General features: G+C 61.0%; 11 protein-coding genes. 7 read left to right on the top strand and 4 right to left on the bottom strand.

Going from position 1 to position 11,902, the window contains the following annotated elements:
* Nucleotides 1-30 precede the first annotated feature (30 nt).
* Nucleotides 31-600, top strand: coding sequence for an S-(hydroxymethyl)glutathione synthase (gene gfa, locus ACWGTO_RS19450; protein WP_454576423.1), 570 nt, complete (start codon nucleotides 31-33; stop codon nucleotides 598-600).
* A gap of 432 nt (nucleotides 601-1,032) precedes the next feature.
* Here gfa and ACWGTO_RS19445 read toward each other — a convergent pair whose 3' ends face one another.
* Complete coding sequence (locus ACWGTO_RS19445; RefSeq protein ID WP_454576422.1) at nucleotides 1,033-3,117, bottom strand: oxidoreductase; 2,085 nt, start codon at nucleotides 3,115-3,117, stop codon at nucleotides 1,033-1,035.
* 292 nt (nucleotides 3,118-3,409) lie between these two features.
* Between ACWGTO_RS19445 and ACWGTO_RS19440 the strand changes: the two genes are divergently transcribed.
* From ACWGTO_RS19440 to ACWGTO_RS19415, 6 genes are all read left to right on the top strand, one after another.
* Entirely contained in the window at nucleotides 3,410-4,294 is an 885-nt protein-coding gene (locus ACWGTO_RS19440) for a DMT family transporter (RefSeq protein ID WP_454576421.1), read from the top strand.
* Between the two features lie 203 nt (nucleotides 4,295-4,497).
* Nucleotides 4,498-5,700 carry a pyridoxal phosphate-dependent aminotransferase gene (locus tag ACWGTO_RS19435; protein ID WP_454576420.1) on the top strand — a complete coding sequence of 401 codons (1,203 nt, stop codon included), beginning with the start codon at nucleotides 4,498-4,500 and terminating at the stop codon, nucleotides 5,698-5,700.
* A gap of 5 nt (nucleotides 5,701-5,705) precedes the next feature.
* Entirely contained in the window at nucleotides 5,706-6,140 is a 435-nt protein-coding gene (locus tag ACWGTO_RS19430) for an acetyl-CoA carboxylase biotin carboxyl carrier protein (protein ID WP_454576419.1), read from the top strand.
* Between the two features lie 5 nt (nucleotides 6,141-6,145).
* On the top strand, nucleotides 6,146-7,519 hold the full coding sequence (gene accC / locus ACWGTO_RS19425; RefSeq protein ID WP_454576418.1) for an acetyl-CoA carboxylase biotin carboxylase subunit: 1,374 nt from the start codon (nucleotides 6,146-6,148) through the stop codon (nucleotides 7,517-7,519).
* Nucleotides 7,494-7,904: an acetyl-CoA carboxylase biotin carboxyl carrier protein gene (locus ACWGTO_RS19420; protein ID WP_454576417.1), complete on the top strand. Its 411-nt coding sequence runs from the start codon at nucleotides 7,494-7,496 to the stop codon at nucleotides 7,902-7,904. The genes accC and ACWGTO_RS19420 overlap by 26 nt, the downstream gene beginning before the upstream one ends.
* A 41-nt stretch (nucleotides 7,905-7,945) precedes the next feature.
* Nucleotides 7,946-8,725: a LamB/YcsF family protein gene (locus ACWGTO_RS19415; RefSeq protein WP_454576416.1), complete on the top strand. Its 780-nt coding sequence runs from the start codon at nucleotides 7,946-7,948 to the stop codon at nucleotides 8,723-8,725.
* A 36-nt stretch (nucleotides 8,726-8,761) separates the two neighbouring features.
* Here the strand turns inward: ACWGTO_RS19415 and ACWGTO_RS19410 are convergent, their stop codons facing one another.
* The 3 genes from ACWGTO_RS19410 to ACWGTO_RS19400 all read right to left on the bottom strand — a co-directional run bounded on the left by ACWGTO_RS19410 (nucleotide 8,762) and on the right by ACWGTO_RS19400 (nucleotide 11,856).
* On the bottom strand, nucleotides 8,762-9,670 hold the full coding sequence (locus tag ACWGTO_RS19410) for a dihydrodipicolinate synthase family protein (protein WP_454576415.1): 909 nt from the start codon (nucleotides 9,668-9,670) through the stop codon (nucleotides 8,762-8,764).
* Between the two features lie 65 nt (nucleotides 9,671-9,735).
* Nucleotides 9,736-10,764 carry a trans-3-hydroxy-L-proline dehydratase gene (locus ACWGTO_RS19405; RefSeq protein ID WP_454576414.1) on the bottom strand — a complete coding sequence of 343 codons (1,029 nt, stop codon included), beginning with the start codon at nucleotides 10,762-10,764 and terminating at the stop codon, nucleotides 9,736-9,738.
* A 66-nt stretch (nucleotides 10,765-10,830) separates the two neighbouring features.
* On the bottom strand, nucleotides 10,831-11,856 hold the full coding sequence (locus ACWGTO_RS19400; protein ID WP_454576413.1) for a proline racemase family protein: 1,026 nt from the start codon (nucleotides 11,854-11,856) through the stop codon (nucleotides 10,831-10,833).
* Between the last annotated feature and the right edge of the window lie 46 nt (nucleotides 11,857-11,902).

Here is an 11,902-nt window from a genome sequence, read left to right as displayed (position 1 = left end):
CTCTGTGGTCAAACATGGGAGGAAGTAGGAATGCCGGAAAAACTGCATCCAAAAATCGACAATGGGCTGCCGAAGGAAAGCGCGAGCTTCTCCGGCGGCACGCTGGTCTGCGCCTGCACCAGCAAACCGGTGAAGGTGAAGGTCAAGGGCCAGATCGCCCACAACCATGCCTGCGGCTGCACCAAATGCTGGAAGCCTGAGGGCGCCGTGTTCTCGGTCGTCGCTGTCGCTGGCACTGGCGACGTCACCGTCACGGAAAACGGCGACAAGCTGAAAGTGGTCGACCCGGCCGCGCTGATCCAGCGCCATGCCTGCACCGGCTGCGGCGTCCACATGCACGGCCCGGTCGAGCGCGACCATCCGTTCAAGGGCCTGTCCTTCATCCATCCCGAGCGCTTCGAGGAGGACGGCTGGTCGCCGCCCGGCTTCACCGCCTTCGTCTCCTCGATCATCGAATCCGGTGTCGACCCGAAGCGCATGGACGGTATCCGCGCCCAGCTGAAATCGATCGGGCTCGAGCCCTATGACTGCCTCAATCCCGGCCTGATGGACTACATCGCCACCTGGACGGCGAAGAAGTCCGGCGCCTTGCCGGCCTGATAACTCTCGCCGGCGTTCAACCGGCAAATTGAACGCCGGCTTGCTTCCAAGAGGTCCGGCTCGGAAGTCTAATGCACCTTCTGGCCCCGTCAAACGGCGCCATGGCATCAGGGACGCCCCTCCGAGCGCAGGCCTTTCAATCATGAAGCAGCGAATATTCAGGATGCGGTGAAGTCGCTGCATCTAGGCGATGGCCTTCAAGCCAACATGGTCAGCATTCTCATTGGATGCCCCCTCTGTCTTGAGGGGTTGGGTCCCATCTGTCGATTGAGCCGAGATTGTCTTGCCGTAAATGCGGTGGGCCCCCTTGGCGTCCACTGCAGATACGCAGCCAACTTTCGATCAGGTTTAGAAAAACCGCGCCAAGTGGACAACTCCTCGGCTGGTTTGCTGACGGCGACAGCCTCGTGCCGCGCCACTGACAATCCTATTTCATAGGTCCTTGCATATACGAACGGCATCGTACATTGCGGCATGGATGTCTCTGCTGGCTACAGCGTCCCCCAAACGATACAGTTCGAACTCCCCTTGGGGATTTACATATTCTGTCAGCAGCCGTCCCGCCGCAAAAGCAGTGAGATCGTACACACCTCGGTTCACAGATCGTTCTACAAGATCGAAATAGATGCCGTCGTTCGGAATTGTACCGCACTCGATCACGACTTGCTCGACGCTCCTTTTCTCTATCAAATTCGAGTATTCGTTGCGTATCGTAACCTCAAGAGCGTTGCCTCGCCGTTCGACCTTCGTCACGCGCCGGTCGGGAGCAAGGACGACCCCCTGGCTGTAAAGATATTTGCGATGAACGATGGCATTCGTCGTTCCAATCTGATGCCCTACCTCGACATCCGGGGTGACCAATTCAACCTGGCTCCCCGCCGCGGCCAGATACTGGGCTGCGACGGGGCCCGCGTGACCACCATTGTCGTCATAGACCAGAACGTTATCGGCTGGCTTTACTGAGCGATCCAGGATTTCCCAGCTGCTTACGGCCAGTTCTCCCCCTTCAACGAGAGCCATGTTGGGCAATCCGCCAGTAGCAACGATGACGACCTCGGGGTTTAACGAAGCAATGTCGTCGGCTTCGGCATAGCTATTGTAACGGATGTCGACATCGAGCGCCTGAAGCCGATCTGCCAGCCATCGAGTAATGCCGATCAAATCGCGGCGCCATTCGAGTTGAGAAGCCAAAATAACCTGACCTCCCAATTCATCGGCTGCCTCGAAAAGGGTTACATCGTGCCCCCGTTCGGCTGCGACCCTTGCGGCTTCCATCCCCCCGGGACCACCTCCAACGACGACGACCTTTCGTTTCGCACCACTGGTCCGGGCAATCTTGTGCGGGATGAACGACTCTCGTCCTGTCGCGACGTTGTGCACGCACAGTGCATCTCCGCCCTTGTAAATACGATCGATGCAATAACTCGCGCCAACACACGGGCGGATTTCGGCTTCACGACCCGTCCGATATTTCTCGACGAGGTGAGGATCCGCGATATGGGCTCGGGTCATCCCGACCATATCAACGATTCCATCCTTAATGATCGCGTCCGCGGTCGCAAAGTCGGTGATGCGGGTGGCATGGAGCAGCGGCAGGCGCACAGCCTTGCGCACATCTCGAGCAATGTTTGCATAAGTCGAGCTTGGATAGGCCATGCCTGGGACTGTTGAGGCGACGCCTGCATTGGTCCAGTTGTTTGAGCCGTTGATGTTGAGGAAATCGACCAACCCGGATTTCTCATGGAGGCGGGCGATCTCGATCCCCTCGTCAAGGCCAATCCCACCCTCCAACATTTCGTCCGCAGTGTAGCGGATTCCGACAATGAAATCGGGGCCAACGCGGTCCCTAATCGTGCTCAATACCTCGAAACCGAAGCGGAGTCGGTTCTCCAGCGATCCCCCGTACGCGTCGGTCCTTTGGTTCACCAAGGGCGACCAAAATTGGCCAATTAGATGGCCCGCGATGAGGAGTTCGCACCCATCCAAGCCTCCTTGCTGACATCGTGATGCCGCGTCCGCGTACGATGTCGCCACCCTTTTGAAATCCCCAGCCTCCATTGCCTTTGGAAAAGAACCGTGAGCCGGCTCTTTCAAGTTCGACGCAGACAATGCAGGCAGCCAGCCATCCCGGTTTGCATGTGTGCGGCGACCCACATGGCTCAACTGGCACATCAAAGCGGTGTCGTGCCTATGAATTCGTTCCGAGAACCGCGTAAAATGGGGTATGATCTGGTCGCTTCCGACGTATAGCTGACCGAACGAAGGCGGAGAGTCTGGAGCAATTGCGGAAGCGCCGCCGAACATCGTCAACGCCAGTCCGCCCTTTGCTTTCTCTTCGTGGTATCTCTGGTACCGCTCCGTGGGCATCCCGTGCTCGGCATATGCCGGGGCGTGCGAGGTACTCATTATTCTGTTCTTAAGCGTTAGGTTCTTGATCGTGAACTCCTCGAAGAGCGCACGGTACGCCGCCGGTTTCGCGCCAGAGGTCGTAGTGGCGCCTGGCTGAGCATCACTCATTTTTTGCCCTTCCTTTAACGGGTCACGCAGCCACTCGGCTGGGCGTGCCGTTGGCAGATTTATAAAAAAATGTCGAAACGTATCCAATCATGTCGATTTGAAATATGAAAGAGTTGAATTGCATCCGAATGTCACAACGTGAGCTGAAAGCCGTTCCCGCGCCTGAAAGCGGCAAACGGTTGGGCCAAGGCTTGCTCGCGATTGTATGCAATCAGTTAATTGTGGATAATATTATCAAGCGTTTACCTGCCGTTGGCGCGAATCGACCCACATGAGCTTCGACTGACAAGCTATGAAAGCCAAAACATCCGGCTACGTGTTCGCTCTCCTGACTGCGTGCACGTTCGCAGCCCTCGACGGCTTCAGCAGATTGCTGGGTGAGAAATACTCGCCATTCTTTATCACAATGGTGCGATTTTGGGGCTTTGCCATCTTCGTAAGCATATTGGCCGCGACGTCGCAGGGAGGAATGCGGAGCGCTATTCAAAGCCTGAATCCGCTTCTCCAGATCGCAAGGGGATTGCTTCTGGTTTCGGCAAGCGCCCTTTGCGTTTGGGCCTACAAGTATGCAGGGCTGGCGACGAGCATGGCAATCCTCCAGGTCAGCCCACTGCTCGTGACGTTCCTGTCGGTGCCGTTGCTCGGAGAGATCGTTGGTTGGCGCCGCGCAACCGCTGTCGTCGTTGGTCTGGTCGGGGTCATAATCATCATAAACCCAGCCACCATGCATGGCGACTTTGCACTGCTCCTGCCAGTTGGCGGCGCTGTCTTGAATGCCCTATACGGTGTCGCAACCCGAGCTGTCGGCCGGCGAGACAGCTTTCAAACGAGCGCATTGTACACCGGCGTCTTTGGAGCGGTATTCTCAACCTTACCCGGAGTTCTGTGCTGGGAATCCATCGACCGCTCGGATTGGCTGCCCATGGCCTCGCTCTGCCTGACCGGCGCGCTGGGTCACTACTTTCTCATCCGCGCCTATGCGGTTCTCGAGGCGCTTGAGGTCCAGCCTTTGATCTATCTGCAACTCCTGTTCGGCATCGCCGTCGCTGTCGTCTTCTTCAATGAGGCGCTTACCTGGAACATGGGCGTCGGAGCATTTCTGGTAGTCGGGTCGGGGATGTTTTCAGTGTGGCGGGAGCATTCTCAAGCAAAGCGATCGAGAACAGCGATACCGTAGTTCCCGGGCAGGCTCGCTGAAGCTGTGAAATTGGAAGCTTTTGACCTGAACGACGGGCCATGCGTTGGCAAACAAAGATCGTGATGCCGTCGATGCGCAGCGCGGCCGGTCCGTGGGGAAGAAAGGCGTTTGACGAACGATTTGGAATACATTATCCAATTTTGACCCGATGAGGATCTCGGGTGATAGGCAAGGAAATGTCCGTGGGCCTGCTCGCTCCCCGTCTTGACGTCATCAAGCCAAGCCCGAGCATGGCGGTCACGGCTCGCGCGATCGAAATGCGCGCGGCCGGCATCGACGTCATCGGCCTGAGTGCCGGCGAGCCGGACTTCCCGACGCCTCCGCATGTCGTCGAGGCGGCCTATGAGGCGATGCGCAGGGGAGAGACCCGCTACACGGCGGTGGACGGAACAGCGGCGCTGAAGAAAGCGGTGGCGGACAAGTTCCGGCGCGACAACGGCCTCGACTACAAGCCTTCGGAAATCACCGTCGCGGGCGGCGCGAAGCAGATCATCTACAACGCCCTGCTGGCAACACTGGCGCCGGGCGACGAGGTGATCGTTCCCGCACCCTATTGGGTTTCCTACACCGACATCGTGCTTCTGGGCGAAGGCAAGCCCATGGTCGTTCCGTGCGGAGAGGAGCTTGGTTTCAAGCTAACGCCCCAGGCTCTGCACGCGGCGATCAGTAGCCGCACGAAATGGCTGCTCCTGAACACGCCCTCCAACCCAACGGGCGCCGTCTACAGCCGCGACGAACTGGCCGCGCTGGCCGCGGTGCTGCTCGACCACCCGCACATCCATGTGCTGACCGACGACATCTACGAGCATATCCTGTTCGACGGCCGCGCTTTCCACACGATCGCCGCCGTCGAACCGCGGCTGAAGGAGCGCACGCTGACGGTCAATGGCGTGTCGAAGGCCTATGCCATGACGGGCTGGCGCATCGGCTACGCCGGGGGCCCGGCGCCGCTGATCCGCGCCATGGCGACGGTGCAGAGCCAGAGCACGTCCAATCCGTCGTCCATCTCGCAGGCCGCGACCATCGCCGCGCTGGAAGGACCGCAGGATTTTCTTCGCCCGCGGGCTCTGGAGTTCCAGGCCAGGCGCGATCGGGCATTGGAACTGCTGCGATCAATCCCCGACCTCACCTGCCAGACGCCGCAAGGCGCTTTTTATCTCTATCCGAACTGCTCGGCGCTGATGGGACGCCGGCGCCGGGATGGTTCCGTTATCGAAAGTGACGACGACCTTTCGCTCTACCTGCTCGATCAGGCGCGGGTCGCGGTGGTGCAAGGCTCGGCCTACGGCCTGTCGCCGCATTTCCGCATTTCCATAGCCACGTCGATGGACCTGATCGAGAAAGCGATCGGGCGCATCGCCGAGGCCGTCGAAGCGTTGCGGTAGCGGCCATGGATCTGAAGTTCGTCCAGGAGCTCATCGACCTCGTCTCGCGTTCGCCGATCGGCGAGTTGCAGATCGAACGCGATGGACTTCGCGTTCGCATTGCCAAGCAGGCCTCGCCATCCGCCACGGCGCCGCAGGCCGGATCGCCCTTGCAAACCGCGCCGGTTGCCGCCGCGACTCCGGGAGCCACGGTTGCCCGGCATACGATCCGCGCGCCGCTGACAGGCATGTTCTATCGCTCCGCCGGCGAAGGCGAACCGCCACTCGTCGCGGTGGGCGATGTCGTCGAGGACGGACAGAAGATCGGCGTCCTCGAGGCCATGAAGACCTTCAACGTCGTGGAATCGGATCGCGCTGGACGGATCGTCGAGATCGCCTTCGAGGACCATGCCGCCGTGCAGTCCGGCGACGTGCTGTTTGTTCTGGAAGACGCGAGCTAAGCGCGATGTTCGACACCGTTCTCATCGCCAACCGTGGTGAAATCGCCCTGCGCATCCTGCGCGCCTGCCGCGATCTCGGACTGAAGACGGTTGCGGCCTATTCCGAACCCGATGCGAGCCTGCGCCATGTGGCGCTGGCGGACAAGGCGATCTGTATCGGGCCGGCAGCGTCGGCCGACAGCTATCTCAACATCGCCGAGATCATTTCCGCTGCCCAGCTCACCGGCGCCGGGGCGATCCATCCGGGCTACGGATTCCTCTCGGAGAATGCCGCCTTCGCCGAGGCCGTCGAAAATGCCGGCCTTGCCTTCATCGGGCCATCTGCGGCAGCGATCCGCACCATGGGCGACAAGGTCTCGGCGAAGCGGGCGATGATGGCCGCCGACGTTCCCTGCGTTCCAGGCTCTGAGGGAGCCCTGCCGCAGGATGGGCAGTCGGTGCGCGCCATCGCCGCGTCAGTGGGCTACCCGGTCATCGTCAAGGCGGCGGGCGGTGGCGGCGGACGTGGCATGCGCATCGTGCGCGAGGAAAGCGCGTTGATGGAGGCCGTGGCGCTGGCACGAGAGGAGGCCGGACGCGCCTTTGGCAATCCGCAGGTCTATCTGGAAAAATTCCTCGAGCAGCCGCGCCATGTCGAAATCCAGATCCTGGCCGACCGGCACGGCACGGCCGTCTGGCTTGGCGAGCGCGACTGCTCGATGCAACGCCGCCACCAGAAGATCATCGAGGAAGCGCCGGCGCCTGGAATTTCGCGCGACGCGATCGCCGAGATCGGCGATCTCTGCGCCAACGCCTGTTTGGCAATCGGCTATACGGGGGCCGGCACATTCGAGTTCCTCTATGAAGATGGCCGCTTCTTCTTCATCGAGATGAACACGCGCGTGCAGGTCGAGCACCCCGTCACCGAACTGGTCACCGGCATCGACATCGTACGTGAGCAGATCCGGATCACCCAAGGCGAGCGTCTGTCGTTCAGGCAGGAAGACATCCGCATTCAAGGCCATGCCGTCGAATGCCGTATCAATGCCGAGGACCCTTACAGCTTTCGTCCGCATCCGGGGCGGGTCGAGCGTTGGACGCCGCCCGGCGGTCCCGGCATCCGCGTCGAGTCGCATCTCTATTCCGGCTACACGGTGCCGCCGCACTACGATTCCCTGGTGGCCAAGCTGCTTGCCCATGGCGCAACGAGGGCGGAGGCGATCCGCCGCATGAGCGGAGCGCTGACGGAGATGGACGCGGTCGGCATTGCCACCAACGCGCCGCTGCATGGTATCCTCATGAAGGAACCAGGCTTCGCGGCCGGCGGCTTCGACATCCACCATCTGGAACGCTTGATCGAAGGCGGCCTGCTCGATGGACGAGGCGGCGATGACAATTGAGGACATCGAAAGACTTGCCGCGTGGTGCGCGGCCGCGGGCATTGCGGAGATCGAATTGGCGGAGGCGGGTTTTTCGCTTTGCGTGCGCATTCAATCAGCCAATGCCGAGCCCCCCGCGGTTGTCGCCAAAGTGCCAGCGACCGAGGCGGTGTCGAAGAACGTGCGCGCGCCGGGCGTCGGAGTGTTCCGTCTCGCGCACCCGACGACCGGTCGTCCGGTCGTCGAACCCGGCCAGCCGATCCGCAAGGGCGACACGGTCGGTGTCCTGCAAGTTGGCCTCCGTCTGAAGGCCGTCGTCGCGCCGGCGGACGGCGCGCTGGGCGCCGCGCTGGTCGATGACGGTACGGTCGTCGGCTACGGCACGCCGCTCTACGAGTTGCTGTGACGACCAAGACATGATCGTTGAATAACCCCGGGGAAGACGCCATGACGGACACTGGACTGCGAGTCGATATCAATTCGGATATGGGCGAAGGTTTTGGCGCCTATAAGCTCGGCGACGACGCTGCCATCCTCGATATCGTCAGCTCGGCCAATGTCGCTTGCGGCTTTCACGCCGGCGACCCCGAAATCATGGCTGCCACTTTTTCGATGGCGAAAGAGAAGGGCGTCGCCGTCGGCGCGCATCCGAGCTTTGCCGATCTTTGGGGATTCGGACGTCGCGTCATTCCGCATTCGGCGGGCGAGATCGAAAGGCTGGTGGCATACCAGATCGGCGCGGCACTGGCGCTTTCCGCCTATGCCGGGCACCCGATCCGCTATGTGAAGGCGCATGGCGCGCTGGGCAACCTCACCCAGACCGACCGCAGTGTCGCCGAAGCGGTGACGCGCGCGGTCAAAGCTATCGATCCCGGTCTGATCTGCTTGGCGATCGCGCTTGGCTTCCAGGACAGGATCGCGCGCGAAGCGGGCCTGACGGTCAAGTCCGAGATCTTCGCCGATCGCGCCTATACGGAAGAGGGCTTCCTCGTCTCGCGCAAGCTGGAAGGCGCCGTCATTCATGACGCCGAGAAGGCAGCGGCGCGCGTCGTGCGGATGGTCACGAAAGGCGCCATCGAGACGATTTCCGGGCAATTGCTGAAGACGCCGATCGACTCGATCTGCGTCCACAGCGACACGCCGGCGGCGGTCGCCATCGCCGCCCGCGTACGGGCCGGATTGGAAGAGAGCGGTGTCAAGATCAAGGCGTTCGTCGCTGCGGTCTGACCGCGGCGCGCGCCTTACTTCGACAAGGAAAATTGGTCACGCCCCATCTCTTGTTCGCGCGTCCAGCGCCTCGATTGCCTTTCGGATGGTTGAGACGACGAATTCTCGTTCCTTGCCTACAAGTGGCAGGCGCGGAGGGCGGATCCATTCGGGTGCGCCGTAGACCAGATGCTCAGCAAGCTTGATATACTGGACCAGTTTGACGTGAGTGTCGAGATGGAAGGACGGCGTCAAGATGCGGTAGAGAGCGCGCGCCTCGGGATAGGCGCCGCGCGCGCACAGATCGAACAACTCAACGCATTCGGCCGGCCATACATTGGCCATCCCGGAAACCCAACCTGTCACGCCCAGCGACGAGCTCTCGACGATCAGGTCGTCGACACCGCAGAAGATGCTGAAACGATCGGCGAAGGCGACCTGCAGGTCGGTGACCCGGCGGACGTCGCCCGATTCTTCCTTGATGCAGACGATCTCAGGCGCGTCGACAAGATCTCGAAGCACATCGACTGTGACGTCGACCCCGTAGGCGATCGGATTGTTGTAGATCATGATCGGAAGGGCTGAGGCTCGCGCAACGCCCTTGTACCATTCGGCTGTCTCGCGCGCGTCGGTCTTGTAGCCAAGGCTCGGGAAGACCATCAACCCCTGAGCGCCATAACTTTCGTAGAGCTTCGCATTTGCCTGAGCACTATCAAGCGTCACCTCCGCGAGGCCGGAAAGCACGGGTACCCGTCCCGCGACGACCTCGACGGCACCACGGATGATGGCCTCGCGTTCGGTGAGAATCATCGAGCCATTCTCGCCCAGCATCGGCAAGACTATTACGCCCGAAACTCCATTCCTCACGAGCCTGTCGATACTGTCCACCGTGGCCTTTAGATCGACCTTGCCGTCGCGAGTGAGCTTGGTCGTCACTGCGGGAAATAACCCCGTCCATCTGTTCATCAGTTCATTCCGTTTGTTGCGAATCGTAGGGACCTTGCTTGCGATCCTTGTCGGTGAATGCCTTTTCAGGCCAGCATTGGCCAGGTATCGGATAGCCGATAGCCGGAGGGGAAGGGATCGGCGGGGTCGAGCATATGATGCTGTGTTCCTGTGATCCACGCGCGGCCTGAAATGGTCGGAATGACGGCTGCTCGACCGCCGACGCTGCATTCCGCTTCGAGGCTGCAATCGAACTCCGTTCCAATGACCGACCGCCCTATAAAGCGATCGCCGACCTTCATCTGCCCTCTGGCATGGAGCAGTGCCATGCGTGCCGAGCAACCGGTGCCCGTGGGAGACCTATCGAGCTTGCCCGGACTGCAAACCACGGTACTCTTCCCGGTCAGGATGCCGTTCTCGACCTCGACGGGATTGGTGAACTGGCAGAAGGAGATGTGATCCCAGGCATTCGCAGGGTGCTTGAACCCGAGCTGTTCATTGGCGGCGGCAGTGATTTTCATTGCCGTTTCGGCGATCTCGCGGGCCTCGTCCGGATCGATCTTGAAGCCGACCGATCTGGCCTCGACAACGACAAAACTGTCGCCGCCGAACGCGGTATCCACCGTCAGGGTACCCACCCCGGCGACTTCCAGCTTCACGTCCAGTTTGTCGGCGAAAGACGGCAGGTTGCGTACCCGGATTTTCTCGGCCTTGCCACTTCGGCACTCGGCCGTGACTTCGATCAGGCCACCGGGAGCCTCGAGGACGAAACGCGTCTGAGGCTCCTGCATCGGTATGATGCCGGCATCGAGCAGAACCGTCGCCACACAAATGGAGTTGGACCCCGACATCGGCGGCGTGTCGTTCGGCTCCATGATGATCCAACCCATGGCGGCCTTGGGGTCGATCGGGGGAACGAGCAGGTTCACATGGCGGAAGATGCCGCCGCGCGGTTCGTTGAGGACGAAGTTGCGCAGGCTCTGGTCCCTTGCGATGAAGCGCGATTGCTCCCAGATCGTGGTTCCGGGCGGCGGGGCGACCCCGCCGACGATCACATCGCCGACCTCGCCCTCGGCGTGGCAACCTATAATGTGAATGGATTTGGTGCTTCGCATGGTGGCCTCCCTGGCTGGATCGATATGCAAATTGTAGCGCTCGGCGCGCGATCGGCTGCTGTTGTTTCAGAACCAGACGTCGCTGAGGCGATGCCCGCGCGGATAGGGATCGGTCGGGTCGAGCCCATACTGGCCGATGCTGGTGATCCATGCCTGGCCGGCAATGGTGACCACCACCGCGTCCCGATCCTTGACGCGTGTCTCTGCAATGACGCGGGAATCGAAATGGGTGCCGATGATGGACTTGTTGCGAAACAGCTCGCCCTTGGCGATCTGACCCTTTGCCGACATCACGGCGAGCCGCCCGGTGGTGCCGGTTCCGGTCGGCGAGCGGTCGAGCCGGCCATGCAGGCACACCGTGCCATTGATGCTTTCGACGCGCCCATCGATGCGTTCCACAGGACCTTCGAAGATCACGTTGGAGACGTCTCGGATCTTAGAATTCTCGGGATGCACGACGTCGAGTTGCTCGTTGACCGCCTTCTTGATCCGTTGACCCAGCAGCGACATCTGGTGCGCCTCGTCGGGCTTGACCGCGAAACCCAGCGCGCGGGCGTTCACATGGGCAAACGTCATGCCGCCATAGGACGTGTCGACGGTAATCGTACCCAACCCTTCGACCTCGACCGGCGTGTCGAGATGAAGTGCGAAGGCGGGCACGTTGGTGAATTCGACCTGCACCACCTTGCCGTTCTCGCACGCGCAACGCACCTCGATCATGCCCGCCGGCGCTTCCATGCGCAGACGCGTCTCGGGCTCACGCATCGGCAGGATGCCCGTTTCCAGCGCGACGGTGGCCACGCAGATGGTGTTCGAGCCCGACATCGGCGGGTATTCGGTGCTTTCGAGGATCACATAGCCGAGATCAGCAGTCGGATCGCAGGGCGGCAGAATGATGTTGGCGTTCACATAGGGCGCGCCGCGCGGCTCGAAGAGAACAAGCCCGCGAATGTCGTCCATATGCGCTTCGAGATATTCCTTTTTCTCGAACATGGTCTTGCCCGGCACGTCGATGACGCCGCCGGTGATGACGTTGCCGACTTCGCCCTCGGCATGGCAGCCGACGACGGTGAATGCTTTTGACCAACGCATAATTCTTCTCCTGAGAGGTCGGTTTCCCCGGTCGATGTGGGAATGA

This window comes from Mesorhizobium sp. PL10 (assembly GCF_053714315.1).
Note: the sequence above shows the minus strand (reverse complement) of the source record. Positions and strands in the feature narration are given on the sequence as shown.